Raw genomic sequence first — 16,483 nt, forward strand, 5'->3', positions numbered from 1 at the left:
GCAGCCTGGCTGCGCCTCATCACCTCAGAACCTGCGCTTACGCCAGGTTTTCCGCTGCGAAGGTCCAGTTGACCAACGCCCAGAAGTTTTCCAGGTATTTTGGACGCGCATTGCGGTAATCGATGTAATACGCGTGTTCCCACACGTCAACGGTCAGCAGCGGTTTGTCTTCACCGGTCAGCGGGGTGGCCGCGTTGGAGGTGTTGACGATCGCCAGCGCGCCGTCCGGTTTTTTCACCAGCCAGGTCCAACCGGCGCCGAAGTTTTTCACTGCGGCATCGGTAAACTGCTCTTTGAACGCAGCGAAAGAACCGAAGGATTTGACGATCGCCGCCGCCAGTTCGCCCTGCGGTTCACCGCCGCCCTGTGGCGACAGGCAGTGCCAGTAGAAGGTGTGGTTCCACACCTGCGCGGCGTTGTTGAAGACGCCGCCGTTTGAGGTCTTGATGATCTCTTCGAGCGATTTGCCCTCGAACTCACTGCCTTTCACCAGGTTGTTCAGGTTAACCACGTAGGTGTTGTGGTGTTTGCCGTAGTGGTATTCCAGGGTCTCGGCGGAGATGTGCGGCTCGAGCGCGTTTTTCTCATACGGTAATGCAGGTAATTCAAACGACATTGCTTCCTCCTTTACAGCGCCACTCTTTTTCCGCCGGAGCGGGAGCTGAATGGGCCGTTTTTTATTGTGGTCTTTCAATCTTAACAATTTTCATCATAAAAAACAGGAAGAAAAGCGAGAAATGCGCGTGAGGTGGTGTTAGGGGTGATAGCTTGAGCAGGCGGTTGCGACCGGTGCCGCAACCGCGCAGAGCAGGGAATTAACGAATGGTTTTCGGCGTTACTACGCGGCGCGCGCCGATGTAGTGGTTTTGCCAATAGTCGTTGTCGAGCTGGCTGATGCGGATCTCTTCGCCGGTGCGCGGCGACTGGATGAATTTGCCGTTGCCGAGATAAACGCCGACATGATCCGCCACGCCGCGGTTGTTGATGCGGAAGAATACCAGATCGCCACTTTCCAGTTCGCTTTTCTTGATCGGCGCCGCGTCGCGCAGGTGGTACATCTCGTTGGCGGTGCGCGGCATCTTGATTTTTACCACGTCTTTATAGGCGTAATAGATAAGGCCGCTGCAGTCGAAACCGGTGCGCGGCGAGCTGCCGCCCCAGCGGTAAGGTTTGCCCATCTGGCCCATCAGCTTGGCCATCGCGGTCTGCTTGGCATGCTGATAGCGTTTTTTGTGCGCCGGGCTGAGTTTCAACGGTTTTTCATCACGCGCCAGCTTGGCGGTGGCCATACCGGCTTCGCGGTGGCGGCCGTAGCCTTTTTTGTAGCCCTTTTTCGGCGGGGTGACTTTAATCTTGGCGGTTTTCTGCGCTTTGGCCTTGGGTTTGGCGCTGGCGATCTTTTTCGCGCTTTTCTCGCTTTTCGCCTTGGCGGTCTTGGTTTTTTTCGCGGGGGCCGTCACTTTGGCTTTTTTAGCGGTTTTGTCCGCTTTCTTTTTTCTGCGGTCATCGGGCCGCGCTTCATTAGCATGGCTTTTACGCTGCTCGGCGGCAACACGCGCCTGTGGCGCAGCGTGCGCCAAATTGAAGAAGAGCTGCGTAAACAGCAGCGCAAAGAGCGTAAGAATTAAACGCATGTCGACGTCACCAACCTTGGCCCCGAAACGGATATCGAAAGAGTTACAGTATTCCCGAATTTCGCCATATAAAACAGCGAAGAACTCATAAATAATAATCCATATTGTGAGAAAACGTTAATGACATTTTTTTTGGTTCAAAATCAGCCCGTTGGTGTATGAAAAAGCGCCGGCAGGGGGCTATGGATATAATTAATCCGCGCCGTCAGCGCCGCGCAATATATTAGTGAAATGGTCGGATTAAAAATGTTATTCTCAACGTATGTTTTGACCGGAATGACGTGGCCGGTGAAACGCGATCGGCGGCGGGCGAATATCCTTGCAAAAGATGGCGTTTTCTTGCGACTGTTCCAGCCGCTACAATAGCCCGCGTGATGCATGTTGTAGCCATGAAATGTGGCTTGAGGAAGCAATAAATGACGACGACACTTGAAAAAATTCAGCACCAGATCGCTGAAAACCCGATTCTGCTGTACATGAAAGGTTCGCCAAAGCTGCCGAGCTGCGGCTTCTCCGCACAGGCTGTGCAAGCGCTGTCCGCCTGCGGCGAGCGTTTCGCTTACGTGGACATTCTGCAGAACCCGGACATCCGCGCCGAGCTGCCAAAATACGCCAACTGGCCGACGTTCCCGCAGCTGTGGGTAGACGGTGAGCTGGTCGGCGGTTGCGATATCATTATCGAAATGTATCAGCGCGGCGAACTGCAGCAGCTGATCAAAGAAACGGCAGAAAAGTATAAAGCGCAGGAAGACCAGCAGTCTTAATCGACGGGCTTGCGGTTATCGCGTAACGGGCGGCGCCAGTGCAAACTGGGCCGCCTTTTTTGTTGGGCTTATTCGGCGAGATCGCCGGCGGGCAGCGGCCAACCGCCGAGACGTTTCCAGCGGTTAACCAGCTCGCAAAACAGCAGGGCGGTTTGCTCGGTGTCGTACAGCGCAGAGTGCGCCTGGCTGCTGTCGAACGGCATACCGGCCGCGATACAGGCCTTCGCCAACACCGTTTGGCCCAGCACCAGGCCGCTCAGCGCGGCGGTGTCGAAGGTAGCGAACGGATGGAACGGGTTGCGCTTCAGGCCGGCGCGTTCGGCCGCGGCCATCAGGAAGCTGTGATCGAAGTTGGCGTTGTGCGCCACGATAATGGCCCGGTTGCAACCGCGATCCTTGAGCCCTTTGCGCACCGCTTTGAAAATGGCGTGCAGCGCGTCATATTCGCTGACCGCGCCGCGCAGCGGGTTGTGCGGATCGATGCCGTTAAACGCCAGCGCTTCCGGCTGCAGGTTGGCGCCCTCGAAAGGCTCCACGTGGAAGTGCAGGGTCTCGTCCCGCTGCAGCCAGCCGTCCTCATCCATTTTCAGCGTGACGGCGGCGATCTCCAGCAGCGCATCGGTATTGGCGTTAAAGCCGGCGGTTTCAACATCTATTACTACGGGATAAAACCCACGAAAACGACCACTCAGGGCGTTAAGATCACTTTTTTCGGCCATCAGTTTCTTATCTTCATCGAATGCAGCGCGCATTATGGCAAATTTTGCGCCCGGTTGCAGGCGCTATCGCGCGGAGAATCAGCAGGGCGCCGGTGCGCCCTGAAGGGGAGGCTTAGTGGCCGAGGCCCTGGCCGGCGTGTTTGTTTTCGATCAGCTCGATTTTGTAACCGTCCGGATCCTCAACGAAGGCAATGACCGTGGTGCCGCCTTTCACCGGGCCGGCTTCGCGGGTGACCTTGCCGCCTGCGCGGCGGATGCTGTCGCAGGTGACGGCAACGTCGTCCACGCCCAGCGCCAGGTGGCCGAAGGCGGTGCCCATGTCGTAGCTGTCGGTGCCCCAGTTATAGGTCAGTTCGATAACTGCGCCTTCGCTCTCTTCCGTATAGCCGACGAAAGCCAGCGAGTATTTGTACTCGGGGTTTTCGCTGGTGCGCAGCAGGCGCATGCCTAATACCTTGGTGTAGAAGTCGATGGCGCGTTGCAGGTCACCGACGCGGATCATGGTATGGAGTAAGCGCATAATTCCTCTGGATTGACTGTGCCGTGGCAGACGGCGGGTGGATTGAAGCACAAGCGAGTATAGCCTTGTCCCGCAAGGGAATTCAACGTGACGAGTGAGTGACGATGTCACGTATTAGTTTTCCGTCAACGGTGTCTAAATATTGATCGAGCGTACCGATCGATACAGAGTAATTGATCTGCACAATCAATTATCTATTCCAGCGGCAATCGTGTAAAAATTGAACGGCAATAGAGAACAACACCAGGGAACACCGGCCCGCCTCGTGCGGGCCTTTTTGCGCGCGGCGCACAAAAAAACGGCCATGCGATTGCGTGGCCGTTGGGGTCAGGAAGGGTTACTTCGCCAGAAACGGATAGTCGGTATAGCCTTCGGCGCCGCCGCCGTAGAAGGTTTCCGGCTTAGGTTCGTTCAGCGGAGCGTGCTGACGGAAACGCTCTACCAGATCCGGGTTGGCGATGTAGCTGCGGCCGAAGGCCACCGCGTCGATGAAGCCTTTTTCGATCAACGCTTCGGCTTTCTCGGCGGTGTAGGCGCCGGCGCCGACGATCACCCCGTTAAAGTGGGCGCGCACCGAGTCGCGGAAGGCGTCGGAATACGGTTTGCCGCCGGCCCAGTCCGGTTCGGAGATGTGCAGGTAAGCGATGTTGCGCTTATTCAGCTCTTCCACCAGATACAGCGCCGCTTCTTCCTGATCTTCACCGTTGTCCAGCCCGTTGAACGGCCCCAGCGGCGAGATGCGGATGCCGATGTGTTCGGAACCCCATTCGGCGATGGTGGCGTCGACCACTTCCAGCGTCAGGCGAGTGCGATTCTCGATGCTGCCGCCGTATTGATCGGTACGTTGGTTGGAGGCCGGTGACATGAATTGATGCAGCAAATAGCCGTGCGCCGCATGCAGTTCGATGAAGTCGAAGCCGGCTTCCCGCGCATTGGCGGTTGCCTGGCGGAAATCGTTGACGATGCCCGGGATCTCGCTGGTTTCGAGCGCACGCGGCGTGGAGGTCGGCACGCGCACCCAGGCGCCGGTTTCATCACGCACGGTGGTGCGGGTTTCGGCGTTGATTGCCGAAGGGGCGACCGGTGCTTGCCCGCCCGGCTGCAGGCTGGCGTGGGAGATGCGGCCTACGTGCCACAGCTGCACGGCAATATGGCCGTTGTTGTCATGCACTGCCTGCGTGATGTTTTTCCATGCGGCGATCTGCTCCGGCGTATGTAACCCCGGCGCGCCGGCGTAGCCTTTCGCCTGGAAGGAAACCTGGGTCGCTTCGGTCACGATCAGGCCGGCGCTGGCGCGCTGTGCATAATATTCCGCCATCAGCGGCGTAGGAATGTCGCCCGGCTCGATGCTGCGCAAACGCGTCAGCGGAGCCATAAACACGCGGTTGGGCAGGGTGATGGCGCCAACCTTCAGCGGAGAGAGCAATTTTTCAGTCTTCATAGTGCATCCTGTATTTAATAGACCGGTCGTCTAGTGGTGGGCGATAAAAAACCACGAACTGCATTTTCAATAAAAAGAAATTGTTACCGTTACGCTTGCGGCGGGCGCAGCAGCAACTCGATGCTTTCCAGCGCGCTGGTTAACGGCGCCAGCGAGTGGCGGATCTTGGCGCGCAGCGAGGCACCGAGCCACAGTGAATACAGCGTTTCTGCGGTCGCCGCGGGGCTCATGGCCACCGACAGCGAGCCCTCGGCGATACCGCGCTCGATGGCCTCCTGCAGGTGGCCGATCACGCGAGCGGTGCCCGTTTCCAGCGCATGACGCATCGGTTCCGACAGATCGCTCACCTCGGCGGAAAGCTTCACCGCCAGGCAGGCGTTGTGGCATTCGCTGCGGCAGTGGTAGCTGATGGCCTGAGCGTAATAGCCGAGCAGCTGGTGGCGGGCATCGCCGCGTCTGTCGGCAAACAGCGCCTGCATTTCTGCATCATAATGGGCGAAATAGCGTTGCAGCATCGCTTCGCCGAAGGCTTCCTTCGAGCGAAAATAGTGGTAGAACGAGCCTTTCGGCACGCCCGCAGTGGCCAGCAGTTCGCTCAGCCCCATGCCGGTAAAGCCCAGGCGCAGGCTGAGGGTTTCGCCGGTGGCGAGCAGATGTTCACGTGTGTCCACGTTGCAATGCGTTGATTTGGTCATCATGGTGCCGAGCATAATAGACCGATTGGTCTAGGTCAATGGGAATAAAAAAACCGGCGCACAAAACGCCGGTTGTCTGCAAACTATTGTGCCCCAGCGGCACGCGGAAGTTAAGCCCTTACGCCGCGTTGCGGCAAGGCTGCAGGATATCCAGCCGGGATTGATACTCGCGGCTCTGTACGTTCAGCATGCCCAATAGGGTGTGGAACAGGTTGTCCTGCGACACGTCGTCCTTTTCCGCCAGCGCGTTCAGGCACTGGCGATCGACGCCGAAGTTGCGCTGATAGTCGGCCGACATCCACATCAGAAAAGGCACGTGCGTCTGCTGGCTCGGCGCGAAGACATAGGGCGTGCCGTGCAGATACATGCCGTTTTCCCCCAGCGATTCGCCGTGATCGGACAAATAGACCAGCGCGGTATTGAACCGGTCGTCATACTGCCGCAGCAGCTTGATGGTGGCATCGAGCATCGCGTCGGTATACAGGATGGAGTTGTCATAGGTGTTCACCAGCTGTTCATGGCTGCAATCCTGGATCTGATTGCTGTTGCAGGTCGGCGAAAATGTCTGGAATTCTGGCGTGCTGCGGCGGTAGTAAGCCGGGCCGTGGCTGCCCATCTGGTGCAGCACGATCACGCCGTCGTCTTTCAGGCCATTGATATAGTCGTTCAGCTTGTACAGCAGCGCGTTGTCCATGCAAACCTCGCCGTCGCAGTCCTGCGGCAGTTTCAGCTTGGTCATGTCGATGTGCGGCACCCGGTCGCAGGCGCCTTTGCAGCCGCCGTCGTTATCGCGCCACAGCACGCTGACGCCGGCATGCGCCAGCACGTCGAGCATGCCTTCCTGATGCGTTGCCTGAGTCGCGTCGTACTCCTTGCGCGGCATGTTGGAGAACATGCAGGGCACGGAGATCGCCGTTTCGGTGCCGCAGGAACTGGCGTTCTTGAAGTAGATCACATCGTCCTGCTTCAGGCGCGGGTTGGTTTCGCGTTGATAGCCGCCGAGGGAGAAGTTTTCGGCGCGGGCGGTTTCGCCCACCACCAGGATCACCAGCGTTTTCTTGGCCTGCCCGGCGATCAGCGGCCCTTTGCGCGCGTCCTCGCCGATCTTGACCAGCGGCAGATTGCGGGTGAAGTAACGCTGTTCGGTAAACTTGATGGTGCCGGCGACGAAGTTGGAAGGGGTCAACATCTTCACCACGCTTTTATTGTTGCGGATCAGCGAAGCATAGTCTTTGTAGAACAGCGCGGCGACGATCAGGATCACCGCCAGCGACAGCATGACGTTGGCGGCGCGCAGTCCAACCATGTACCACCAGGGGCGAGTCTGGCGAATCTGGGTGAAGCAGACCGCTACCGCCGGCAGAATGCCGAGCAGCGCCAGCCACAATCCCATGCGCGGCGTTAGCAGCGCCGTCGCCTCCTGAGGGTTGGTTTCGAAGGCGTTTTGCATCATGTTGCCGTCGATCACCACACCATAGCTGAACATGAAATAGTTGGCTGCGGCGCTGCCGAGCAAGAAAAAGATGATCAGCGGCTTGCGCAGGTAGGGCACGGTCAACACGCTGAAGATGATATTCAGCGCACAGAAGATCACCACCGGCATGCTGGCAGCGAAAATCACGCTGTGGACGCTATCGAAGGTGATATACGACCAGGCGCGATGCAGGAATAACGCGTTTTGAAACAGAGTGAAGAACAGGGCGGTGGCGAGGGTAAAACCGAGGCTGTTGCACCGTAAGCGTTGACGTAACCACATTGCCGAATCGGGATCCTGAAAGTAGATAATGCTTTGAAATCTACCGGATGAAACTTAAGGAAACCTTAGAAACTCAGAATATTGGCGGCGGAACATGCGCGGAAAACGCCAGGCCGGGCGGCCTGGCTGTGGGGCGGTTTAGTAGGCGGCGGTGAATTGCGCGCGAATAAACTGAGGTTTTTCAATTTCATCAACGATAGCGACCGCCAGGTCTTCTACCGAAATGCTGGCCGGCGCTTCGCCGTTCATCAGCAGTTGCGTGGTGCCGAGGCGGAACTGGCCGGTGCGTTTGCCCGGCTCCAGCAGGGCGGCCGGCGAGAGATAGGTCCAGTCGAGCGCCGATTCATTGCGCAGTTTGTTGCGCAGATCGCGCACCGCCTGCGCGCCGGGGCGGATATTTTCCGGGAACTGCGGCGTATCCACCAGTTCAACGCCGGGCGCCACTTCCAGGCTGCCGGCGCCGCCGACCACCAGCAGGCGCTTGACGCCGGCCTGTTCGACCGCGGTGAGGATCTGTTGGGCGCCGCGGAGGGTTTTCTCATACAGGTTGTCTTCGCCCCAGCCGGGGTTGTAGGCGCTGATCGCCGCATCCTGACCGCGCAATTGCCCCGCCAGCCAGGCGGTATCGGCAACGTCGCCCAGCGCGACGGTCAGGTTGGCGTGCTCCGGCAAATCTTTTTTCTGGCGGGCGATTGCCGTCACCTGAATACCGCGAGCCAGCGCTTCATCCACCACGCGGCGGCCAACAAAACCGGTTGCTCCAATAATGGCTACTTTCATCTGCATGCTCCTTCGGGGATAGGTTCAGTATCGTGACGCAGGCCGATGTGCCTGCTGCGTGGTGTTTACTCTAGTCCTTAACAATAGCCGTGATTAGTGCCATATTCATGCTTTCTTGATTAAGTAAAACTTCATAATCGTGGATAAACTCAATCGAATGGCGGTATTCGCCACCGTGGTGGCGGAGGGATCGCTGGCCGGCGCGGCGCGGCGGCTGGGCATGACGCCGTCGGCGGTCAGCCAGCACATGCGCTCGCTGGAGAAGGCGCTTGGGGTGCCGTTGCTGCATCGCTCCACCCGCCGTCTGGCGCTGACCGAGGCCGGGGCGGCGTTTTACCCCGGCTGCGAGGCGATGCTGCAACAGGCGCAGCAGGCGGAGCAGCGGCTGGCGGAATTGCGGGATACGCTGGTGGGCGAGCTGCGCATCGCCACCCCGGTCGGCATCGGCGGCCGATCGCTTGCGGAGGCGCTGGCGCCGCTGTTGCAGGCGCACCCCAAGCTGACGCTGCGGGTGCTGGCGGACGATCGCATCGTCGATATGATAGAGCAGCGGGTCGACATCGCGCTGCGGGCCAACCGTCAACTGGCGGACGCCAATATGATCGCGCATCCGCTGACGGCGTGGCCGATGGTGCTGTGCGCCGCGCCGCGTTATCTCAGCCAGCATGGGGTGCCGGAAAAGCCGCAGGATTTGGTGCAGCACCGCTGGATCTCCAGCGGCTACAGCGGGGCCCATCTGGACTTGCTGCACCAGTCCGGCCAGCAGGTTAAGCTGCGGCTGGCGGAAGGGCAGATCGTCAGCGAGAGCATGAACGTGATGCGCGCCTTTACCCGCGCCGGGCTGGGCATTTCCGTTCAGCCGCTGTATGAAATTGGCGACGAGCTTCAGCGCGGCGAGCTGTTGCTGCTGTTGCCTGAGTGGCGGCCGGCGCCGCTGCGGCTGCATGCGCTGACGCTCGAGCGCAACGTGCCGGAGAAAAGCCGCCAGGCGCTGCGCTATTTGCGCGACTATTTTCGCCGCAATGGCGAAAAGGGACTTGCCAGCGGCGGCGATGGCGTCTTCAATTAGCAAGAGAACGCAGGAGGAGCCCCGTGGCGCAGCAGCTTGAGTTTTTCGACATTCCCAGCCCGTGTCGCGGCATTTGCCAGGCCGACGATCGCGGATTCTGCCGTGGCTGCCTGCGCAGCCGCGAGGAGCGTTTTGGCTGGATGAACATGAGCGACGCGCAAAAGCGCGAGGTGCTGCGCCTGTGCCGTCAGCGCTTCCTGCGCCTGCAGCGCGCCAATAAAGCGCCCGACGAGCCGCTGCCGGAGCAGCCGTCGCTGTTTTAACCTTTCCTGATCTGCCGCACGTTCGTGTGGCTTACCGCTTCCCTGTGCCTCACCGGCTTGTGTATGCTGACTGACAACTAATGTCATGAGGTTTTCGCAATGGTAGAACGTATTAGTCTCGCGCCGCAGGGGCCTGAATTTTCCCGCATGATTTGCGGTTACTGGCGGTTGATGGAGTGGGGCATGTCGCCGCAGCAGCTGCTGACGTTCATCGAACAGCATGTCGAACTGGGCGTCACCACCGCCGATCACGCCGATATCTATGGCGGCTATGCCTGCGAACAGGCGTTCGGCGACGCGCTGCGCCTGAAGCCGGCGCTGCGCCAGTCGCTGGAGCTGGTGAGCAAATGCGGCATCGCCACCACCGCCAAGCCCGGTAACCCGATCGGCCACTACATCACCGACCGCGACCATATCGTACAGAGCGCGGAACAGTCGCTGCGCCATCTGCATACCGACTACCTCGATCTGCTGCTGATCCACCGGCCGGATCCGTTGATGGACGCCGACGACGTGGCCGAAGCCTTTGTTGCGCTGCACAAAAGCGGCAAGGTGCGCCATTTCGGCGTCTCCAACTTTACGCCCGCGCAGTTCCAGCTGCTGCAGTCGCGCCTGCCGTTCTCGCTGGCGACCAATCAGGTGGAGATCTCGCCGATTCACCAACCGGCTATTCTCGACGGCACGCTCGACCAGTGCCAGCAACTGCGCATCAAGCCGATGGCCTGGTCCTGCCTGGGCGGCGGGCGCCTGTTCAACGACGCCGAGTTCCAGCCGCTGCGCGACGAGCTGCAGCGGGTGGCGCAAGAAATCGGCGCCGAGACCATCGAGCAGGTGGTGTACGCCTGGGTGATGCGCCTGCCGTCGTCGCCGCTGCCGATTATCGGTTCCGGCAAGATTGAGCGGGTGCGTTCGGCGCTGAAGGCGCAGAAACTGGTGCTGAACCGCCAGCAGTGGTTCCGCATTCGCAAGGCGGCGCTGGGGTATGACGTGCCTTAAGGCGGAGTAAAAAAGAGCAAAGCCGGGCGGCGAAAGCACCCGGCTTTTTTACGTCGATCTTTAGGCCAACACCACCTGATCGGTGTTGAAGTGATCGAGCGAGACGCCGATCAGCGTGACCTGGCTGTGGCCGAAGGCCAGCACCAGATCGTCGTTTTGCTGCGTGGCGTAGTCGCGGATATTCCCGCTGGCGCCTTCGGTGCCGACAAACACCAGCTTATCGGTGGCGTTGAAGCCATACAGCTGATCGCGGCCAAAGTCACCGCTGAACAGGAAGGTATTGCCGCTGCCGACGCCCTTCAGGATGTCATCGCCGCTGCCGCCGACGAAGGTCAGGTTGCCGCCGGCGTGGCCGTTAAGGGTGTCGTTGCCGGCGTTGCCGAACAGCCAGGCGTCGTGGCTGCGAGCCTGCAGGACGTCATCGCCGTCGCCGCCGGCGGTGGCGGCGGCATAGGCTTTGAGGCCAGAGTCCGATTTCAATCCGGCGGCGGTCACCTGATGGTCCACCTGTTTGTTGAAGATAAGCCACGAGGTTTCTTTGCTGCGCAGGGTGCTGATGTCGTCCGCCAGCGTAATGCCGCCTTTGGCGTCGCGCAGGTAAAGCGTGTTGCCGTCGTAGGCGACCTCGGTGTTTTTCAACGCCTGTTGGGTATCGAAGATATTGTGGCCTTTGCCGCCGGCGATCAGGTTATAGCCGCCTGCATCGCGGAAGATATCGTCGCCGTCGCGCCCCTCGAGATAGTCGTTGCCTTTGCCGCCCTTGATCAGATCATTGCCGTCGCTGCCGATGATAAACGTCGGCCCGCTGTGCGTTTCCGCGTTGCGGTTCAGGTCTTCCACCCAGGTATTGCCGCGCGTCACGTTCGACAGGTTGGAGACGATGATGGTCGAGTCTTTGTCGGTCAGCGAATAAAACTCGGAGTTCAGCACCCGCATCAGACCGTCCTGATAGAAGAACGGCAGGTGCGACAGCCAGGTCGGAATGTTGAGAATGGAAAACGGCAGCAGGTTCCAGGCGTCCGACGCGTAGTGGTCGTTGAAGTTGACGATATTGTTGGTGGCGGAGGCATGGGGCGCATCGTGTACGCCTAACGACGCCCCGGTCAGCGTGGTGCCGTCGAGCGCGCGGAACACCGGATCGTTCTCGTAGCCGATGTTGATCACCTTGCCGCCGGCCTCGTACTGGGTCGGCGAGGCGAAGGCGACATAGTTGGACTGCGCGTAAAAGCCGCCCCAGTTGGCGTCGCTCTGCGCCGCCATGCTGTTGACCGCCAGCCCGCCGAGGCTGTGGCCGCTGACCACCACGTCTTCTCCGCTCAGCCCGTGCGCCTGCGCGAACTTCGCCACGTCGCCCAGCAGCTGGCCGAAGGCCTTCAGCGTGTAGCCGTCGGCGTAGCCTTTCGGCCCGAAGCCGGCCAGCAGATCGTTAATCACATCGCCGATGGTATCGCCGATCAACGACTCGCGCGGGCCGCTGGTGCCGCGAAATGAGATGCCAATGGCGGTGAGATTGCCTTCGCTGTCATATTTGCCCAGCACCTCGGCCTGAGCGGTGGTGTAACCGGCGGTCTCGCCGTAGTAGGTGCCGCGTGCATCGGTTTTGCCAGCGTAACCCAGCTGCGCGGCGCTGATCACCGACCAGCCGGCGTTATTCACCGCCTGCTGCGCGGCCTGTTCGGAATCGGGATTCCAGGGAATGCCGGGCAGGCCGCCCTGCGATTGGGTGCTGCCGATGAGCGCAGTGACCAGCGTCAGCGGCAGGCCCAGCCCGAAACCGGTCTGGTGATAGCCTTCATCGAAGCCGTTATCGATATTGTGGTAAGCGTAGGTAGAGATGGCCAAGGCGTCGGAAAATAGCGCTTTCGACGCCTTTTCGTCCAGATCCTTATAGCTAAAGATGCCCATATCAGTTCCTTATGAAGTATGCCGCGGGCCTGTAAGTGAACTCACACGCGTCGGCGGTGGAAACAGGGAAACAACGTTAGCCGAACGACAGCTGGTCAGAGGACCAACATCGGTAGAATTATTATTAGTGTTAAATATTAGGCCCGCGAATCAAATTAGCGAGATTGTGCGTTGGTTAACAGTGCCGGCGCAGGCTCTCCTATACTGATAGCTCGATATAGTCATTAAGGAGACTGATTGATGAAACGTTATTGGTATGCAGCGCTCGGCCTGATGGCGTGTGGTGCGGCTCAGGCGGCGACAACCGACGTCGAGATGCACCTGGTGACCGGGCAGGGGATCGGTCAGGACATCGGCAAGGTGGCCATCAGCGAAACGCCGTATGGCCTGCTTTTCACGCCGAGCCTGAAAGCATTGCCGGCCGGGGTACACGGCTTCCACGTGCATGAGAAAGGCAGCTGCGAGCCGGGCATGAAGGACGGCAAAGCGGTGGCGGCGCTGGCGGCCGGCGGACATTTCGACCCGCAAAAGACCGGAAAACACCTCGGGCCGTATGCCGACGGGCACCTGGGTGACCTTCCGGCCATCTATGTGACCGCCGACGGCATGGCGAACTATCCGGTGTTGGCGCCGCGGCTGAAAAAAATCAGCGACATTGAGGGTAAAGCGCTGATGGTGCACGCCGGCGGCGACAACCATTCGGATCATCCACAACCGCTCGGCGGCGGCGGAGAACGCTTCGCCTGCGGTGTGATCAAATGATTATCCGCCGCTAACGGCCGGTACGGCGGTGGGCTGGCCCATCGCCTGTTGCAACTGCTGCAGCGAGCAGTAGAGCCGCCAGATCAGGCCGGCCAGATCGCGCGCCGCCTGTTCCGGGTGGTGCGCCAGCGCGTTGCTCATGCGCAGCAACTCCTGCAGCGTGGCGTCCAGCGAACTGTGCTGCACGCCTTTCTCCGTCATGATGCCGCGCAGGCAGTGGATACAGACGTTGCGCACCGCCGAGAGCGGATCGGAACGGGTTTGCCAGTCGCGCAGTTGCCAGACGATATGGCTGCAGTTGAGCAGCACCACGCCCCAGCGCAGCAGCCAGGTGCGAGCGTCCTGATCCTGACTTTGATTAAGCTGGCTGATGCGATGGTAGATCAGCGATTCGAACTGGCTTTCGCTCTGCTGCGGCCGTTTGCTCAACTGATCGATAAAGTCGCGTCGCAGCGCGCGGATAATGCGGCGGCTTTTGCGTTTGTCCGAGCTGGGGCGCAGGATCTGAAACGCCAGCCCGGCCAGGAGCACGCCGACGATTTTAGCGATGTTGTCATTGATAAAGGACTGGTAGTCATAGCTCGGCGGATTGCTGACGGTCAGGAACGAGCCCATAAAGACGATCAACTGCCCCCAGAGCGCGGCATAAGGTGGATTCTGCAGCTTGAGCATCTGCATGGTCACCAGGATCGGGAACAGGAAGGCGCAGAACACCCAGAAGTCGTCAATCTGGATCATCAAACCGAATTTCACCACGAAGCAGGCGACCGAGAGCAGCAGCATCGCCTTGAGCAAGGTGCTGACGCTGTTGATCGGCGAAGGCGTGGAAGAGTAGAGCACGCAGCTGATGGCGGTGAGCGTCAGCGCCGCGCTGCCGGCGTCCCACTGCGTGTTGATCCAGTAGGCGCAGCCGATCACGATGCACAAAAAGGTGCGCAGGCCGTTGTAGGCGGCTTCGTAGCTGTCGGTATGGCGCGCCAGCGAAGTGACGCGCGGCGGTTGGAGATCGCTGACCGCCGTGGCGCTTTCCAACCGCCGCAGCCAGCGGTTGCAGCGCAGGTAAAGCCAACAGAAATCGCGCAGCCGCAGCCAGAAGGCGCGATGGCGGTAGTCCGTAGCCTCTTGCGGGGCGATCTGCTGAAGCAGGCGCGCCAAACGGTATTTGTCGGTGGCGGGATCGCGCAACTCGTCCAGCAGTTGCGTCAGCACCGGCATCAGATTGGCGGGGCGATCCGGCCAGTTCAGCAGCATGCGACGCAGGCTGGAGATAACGCTGGTCATGCGCAGCTGTTGGTGCAGCAGATAGTTGAGCAGGTTATTTTGCCGCCGCAGCCGGTAGTGGCTCCAGAATGCCTGAATGCGCAGCAGGTTCATGGTCAGGATCTGGCCGATGACCCCTTCGTGCGAGGTGCGCATCTGCGCGGTGATCTCCGGCTGCCACAGCATGGCGGCATGCTCCAGCAGGCGCAGCTGCATGCGCCGCAGCGAGGTCAGCAGGGCTTCGCCGTCCGAGGTGCTGGGCAGGATCATCATCATCAACCCGCCGCATAGAATGCCGGTGATCACTTCGCAAACCCGCGCCTGCGCGATATCGAAGATCTGCTGGGTATCGGTGACGTTGACCGTGCCGAAGGCGATGATGGCGGCGGTATAGCCCGCCAGTGCGAAGGCGTAAGAGACGTTGTTTTGGTAATGGTTTGAGACATAGGTGCACAGCCCGATCCAGGCGGCGATGAACAGCGTAAACAGCCAGGGATCGTTCAGGCAGTGGCCGGCGATCGCCACCGACGCGGCGGCGCCTACCAGGCTGCCGAAGATGCGGCCGATGCTTTTGCTGATCACGCCGCCGATGGTGGGGAAGCTCACCACCGCGGCGGAGGTAAGCGCCCAATAGGGTTCGTCGAGTTCGAGCACGAAGGCTACCCATAGCGCCAGACACATCGCCAGAGAGTTGCGCAGCGCATAGCGCCATTGGCCGCCGGTCGCCTTACCCCAGGGGGTGCGGCTCCACTCCAAAAAAGGCAGGTTCACACTTTAGTTCCGCTGATGAATCGAAATGGTGCAGGTGGTGCCGGCGACCAGCGTCAAATCGGCGGGCACGTTGAGCAATTTTATCCGTACCGGCACGCGCTGAGCCAAACGCACCCAAGGAACATTAGGCTTTACGTCCATTAATAGATCGTTGCTGCTGTCAACGCTCTGATCGTAAATGGCGCGGCCGATGCTCTCTACTTCCCCCTGTAGCGGCGTGTTGCCGTTATATAAAACGATGTCCGCTTTATTGCCTTCTTTTATATGCTTCAGCTTGGTTTCTTCGAAATAACCGAGCACATAAAACGAATGCACATCCACCAACGCCACCAGCGGCGTACCGGCGTTGGCGTAGTTCCCGACCCGCGCCTGCAGGTTGGTGATATAACCGTCGGTTGGCGCGTAAATTTTGGTTTTGCTCAAATTCCATTTGGCCTGTTCCAGATTGGCCAGGGCGGCTTTATAGGCGGCCTTCATTGCCTGCGCGGCTAAATTTGACTCGTCCAAATCTTCAGCGGAAATAACGTTACGCGGTAAACCGCGGCGGCGGGCAGCCTCGTGGTCCGCTTTGGCCAGATCGGATTGCGCTTTTGCCACCGCGGCCTCGGCATTGTCCAGCGCAATCTGGTAGGGCACCGGGTCGAGGGTAAAAATCAGACTTCCCGCAGGTACGAACTGATTGTCATTCGCGCTTATTTTCTCTAATCTTCCAGAGACTTCAGGGGTGATATTGACGAGTTCGGCGCGCACTTTTCCATCACGGGTCCATGGGGATTGCATATAATAATTCCAGAGCCACCAACCGGCGCAGACGGCAATGGCGCAGACGATCACCGTAGAGAAGTATTTTAATGTTTTATGCTGCATGGGTTACCAACTCGCTAAAATCCATAAGGAACCGCTGACGGTCAGAACGAAAATGGACAGGTCCATCAACATGGGATGCCAGATTTCACCGGAATACATCCAGTCTCTCAGCAGCTGATGAATCAGCAGCCATAAGAGCAGTCCTAGTAAAAAAGCTTTAAATATAGGTGGAAAATAAAGCGATGCTCCCAGGACCAAATCGGGCAAGGGAGATGAGGTGTGTAACCATGATGTATTCACATTAACAATCCCTAAGGGTGAATATGTTGAATATTTGCATA

General features: G+C 59.4%; 17 protein-coding genes. 5 read left to right on the forward strand and 12 right to left on the reverse strand.

What is annotated here, in order from left to right:
• Nucleotides 1-37 precede the first annotated feature (37 nt).
• Nucleotides 38-616, reverse strand: a complete 579-nt coding sequence (sodB, locus tag REA38_RS11245; RefSeq protein WP_004931333.1) for a superoxide dismutase [Fe] — start codon at nucleotides 614-616, stop codon at nucleotides 38-40.
• 199 nt (nucleotides 617-815) lie between these two features.
• Complete coding sequence (locus REA38_RS11250; RefSeq protein WP_033638376.1) at nucleotides 816-1,634, reverse strand: C40 family peptidase; 819 nt, start codon at nucleotides 1,632-1,634, stop codon at nucleotides 816-818.
• 416 nt (nucleotides 1,635-2,050) lie between these two features.
• On the opposite strand from REA38_RS11250, the gene REA38_RS11255 reads away from it, so the two are divergent.
• Nucleotides 2,051-2,398 carry a Grx4 family monothiol glutaredoxin gene (locus REA38_RS11255; RefSeq protein WP_004931329.1) on the forward strand — a complete coding sequence of 116 codons (348 nt, stop codon included), beginning with the start codon at nucleotides 2,051-2,053 and terminating at the stop codon, nucleotides 2,396-2,398.
• Between the two features lie 68 nt (nucleotides 2,399-2,466).
• Here the strand turns inward: REA38_RS11255 and rnt are convergent, their stop codons facing one another.
• From rnt to REA38_RS11285, 6 genes are all read right to left on the reverse strand, one after another.
• On the reverse strand, nucleotides 2,467-3,150 hold the full coding sequence (gene rnt / locus REA38_RS11260) for a ribonuclease T (protein ID WP_016927925.1): 684 nt from the start codon (nucleotides 3,148-3,150) through the stop codon (nucleotides 2,467-2,469).
• 79 nt (nucleotides 3,151-3,229) lie between these two features.
• Nucleotides 3,230-3,637: a lactoylglutathione lyase gene (gene gloA, locus REA38_RS11265; protein ID WP_047567752.1), complete on the reverse strand. Its 408-nt coding sequence runs from the start codon at nucleotides 3,635-3,637 to the stop codon at nucleotides 3,230-3,232.
• A 337-nt stretch (nucleotides 3,638-3,974) separates the two neighbouring features.
• Nucleotides 3,975-5,078: an alkene reductase gene (locus tag REA38_RS11270; protein ID WP_033638377.1), complete on the reverse strand. Its 1,104-nt coding sequence runs from the start codon at nucleotides 5,076-5,078 to the stop codon at nucleotides 3,975-3,977.
• An 89-nt stretch (nucleotides 5,079-5,167) separates the two neighbouring features.
• On the reverse strand, nucleotides 5,168-5,788 hold the full coding sequence (locus REA38_RS11275) for a TetR/AcrR family transcriptional regulator (RefSeq protein ID WP_033654775.1): 621 nt from the start codon (nucleotides 5,786-5,788) through the stop codon (nucleotides 5,168-5,170).
• 103 nt (nucleotides 5,789-5,891) lie between these two features.
• A complete protein-coding gene (eptA, locus tag REA38_RS11280; RefSeq protein WP_033654774.1) occupies nucleotides 5,892-7,529 on the reverse strand; it encodes a phosphoethanolamine transferase EptA in 1,638 nt (545 codons plus the stop codon).
• A gap of 138 nt (nucleotides 7,530-7,667) precedes the next feature.
• On the reverse strand, nucleotides 7,668-8,309 hold the full coding sequence (locus tag REA38_RS11285; protein ID WP_033648179.1) for an NAD(P)-dependent oxidoreductase: 642 nt from the start codon (nucleotides 8,307-8,309) through the stop codon (nucleotides 7,668-7,670).
• Nucleotides 8,310-8,448: 139 nt separating this feature from the next.
• Here REA38_RS11285 and REA38_RS11290 point away from each other — a divergent pair, with 139 nt between their 5' ends.
• From REA38_RS11290 to REA38_RS11300, 3 genes are all read left to right on the forward strand, one after another.
• The gene (locus REA38_RS11290) at nucleotides 8,449-9,378 is read left to right on the forward strand and encodes a LysR substrate-binding domain-containing protein (protein ID WP_187325707.1); all 930 of its coding nucleotides are present in this window, start codon (nucleotides 8,449-8,451) and stop codon (nucleotides 9,376-9,378) included.
• A gap of 23 nt (nucleotides 9,379-9,401) precedes the next feature.
• Nucleotides 9,402-9,641 carry a DUF1289 domain-containing protein gene (locus REA38_RS11295; protein ID WP_015377731.1) on the forward strand — a complete coding sequence of 80 codons (240 nt, stop codon included), beginning with the start codon at nucleotides 9,402-9,404 and terminating at the stop codon, nucleotides 9,639-9,641.
• A 99-nt stretch (nucleotides 9,642-9,740) separates the two neighbouring features.
• On the forward strand, nucleotides 9,741-10,637 hold the full coding sequence (locus tag REA38_RS11300; RefSeq protein WP_308885869.1) for an aldo/keto reductase family oxidoreductase: 897 nt from the start codon (nucleotides 9,741-9,743) through the stop codon (nucleotides 10,635-10,637).
• 60 nt (nucleotides 10,638-10,697) lie between these two features.
• Here the strand turns inward: REA38_RS11300 and REA38_RS11305 are convergent, their stop codons facing one another.
• Nucleotides 10,698-12,542 carry a polyurethanase gene (locus REA38_RS11305; RefSeq protein ID WP_033648183.1) on the reverse strand — a complete coding sequence of 615 codons (1,845 nt, stop codon included), beginning with the start codon at nucleotides 12,540-12,542 and terminating at the stop codon, nucleotides 10,698-10,700.
• Nucleotides 12,543-12,782: 240 nt separating this feature from the next.
• Here REA38_RS11305 and sodC point away from each other — a divergent pair, with 240 nt between their 5' ends.
• Nucleotides 12,783-13,304: a superoxide dismutase family protein gene (sodC, locus tag REA38_RS11310; RefSeq protein WP_033648185.1), complete on the forward strand. Its 522-nt coding sequence runs from the start codon at nucleotides 12,783-12,785 to the stop codon at nucleotides 13,302-13,304.
• Here sodC and REA38_RS11315 read toward each other — a convergent pair whose 3' ends face one another.
• The 3 genes from REA38_RS11315 to REA38_RS11325 are packed head-to-tail and all read right to left on the reverse strand — an operon-like array spanning nucleotide 13,305 to nucleotide 16,442.
• Nucleotides 13,305-15,335 (reverse strand): FUSC family protein, encoded by a 2,031-nt coding sequence (locus REA38_RS11315; protein ID WP_033648186.1) that lies wholly within the window; start codon nucleotides 15,333-15,335, stop codon nucleotides 13,305-13,307.
• 3 nt (nucleotides 15,336-15,338) lie between these two features.
• Nucleotides 15,339-16,202 (reverse strand): HlyD family secretion protein, encoded by an 864-nt coding sequence (locus REA38_RS11320; RefSeq protein ID WP_004931305.1) that lies wholly within the window; start codon nucleotides 16,200-16,202, stop codon nucleotides 15,339-15,341.
• A 3-nt stretch (nucleotides 16,203-16,205) separates the two neighbouring features.
• Nucleotides 16,206-16,442 carry a DUF1656 domain-containing protein gene (locus REA38_RS11325; RefSeq protein ID WP_049234481.1) on the reverse strand — a complete coding sequence of 79 codons (237 nt, stop codon included), beginning with the start codon at nucleotides 16,440-16,442 and terminating at the stop codon, nucleotides 16,206-16,208.
• Nucleotides 16,443-16,483: the final 41 nt, after the last annotated feature.

Origin of the sequence: Serratia sp. MF1(2023) (assembly GCF_030954545.1) — a bacterium.
Lineage (GTDB): Bacteria > Pseudomonadota > Gammaproteobacteria > Enterobacterales > Enterobacteriaceae > Serratia > Serratia sarumanii.

Excerpts from the sequence above, each read along its gene's own strand:
- sodB (WP_004931333.1), bottom strand. The coding sequence starts at position 616 with ATGTCGTTTGAATTACCTGCATTACCGTATGAGAAAAACGCGCTCGAG.
- REA38_RS11250 (WP_033638376.1), bottom strand. The coding sequence starts at position 1,634 with ATGCGTTTAATTCTTACGCTCTTTGCGCTGCTGTTTACGCAGCTCTTC.
- REA38_RS11255 (WP_004931329.1), top strand. The coding sequence starts at position 2,051 with ATGACGACGACACTTGAAAAAATTCAGCACCAGATCGCTGAAAACCCG.
- rnt (WP_016927925.1), bottom strand. The coding sequence starts at position 3,150 with ATGCGCGCTGCATTCGATGAAGATAAGAAACTGATGGCCGAAAAAAGT.
- gloA (WP_047567752.1), bottom strand. The coding sequence starts at position 3,637 with ATGCGCTTACTCCATACCATGATCCGCGTCGGTGACCTGCAACGCGCC.
- REA38_RS11270 (WP_033638377.1), bottom strand. The coding sequence starts at position 5,078 with ATGAAGACTGAAAAATTGCTCTCTCCGCTGAAGGTTGGCGCCATCACC.
- REA38_RS11275 (WP_033654775.1), bottom strand. The coding sequence starts at position 5,788 with ATGCTCGGCACCATGATGACCAAATCAACGCATTGCAACGTGGACACA.
- eptA (WP_033654774.1), bottom strand. The coding sequence starts at position 7,529 with ATGTGGTTACGTCAACGCTTACGGTGCAACAGCCTCGGTTTTACCCTC.
- REA38_RS11285 (WP_033648179.1), bottom strand. The coding sequence starts at position 8,309 with ATGAAAGTAGCCATTATTGGAGCAACCGGTTTTGTTGGCCGCCGCGTG.
- REA38_RS11300 (WP_308885869.1), top strand. The coding sequence starts at position 9,741 with ATGGTAGAACGTATTAGTCTCGCGCCGCAGGGGCCTGAATTTTCCCGC.
- REA38_RS11305 (WP_033648183.1), bottom strand. The coding sequence starts at position 12,542 with ATGGGCATCTTTAGCTATAAGGATCTGGACGAAAAGGCGTCGAAAGCG.
- sodC (WP_033648185.1), top strand. The coding sequence starts at position 12,783 with ATGAAACGTTATTGGTATGCAGCGCTCGGCCTGATGGCGTGTGGTGCG.
- REA38_RS11320 (WP_004931305.1), bottom strand. The coding sequence starts at position 16,202 with ATGCAGCATAAAACATTAAAATACTTCTCTACGGTGATCGTCTGCGCC.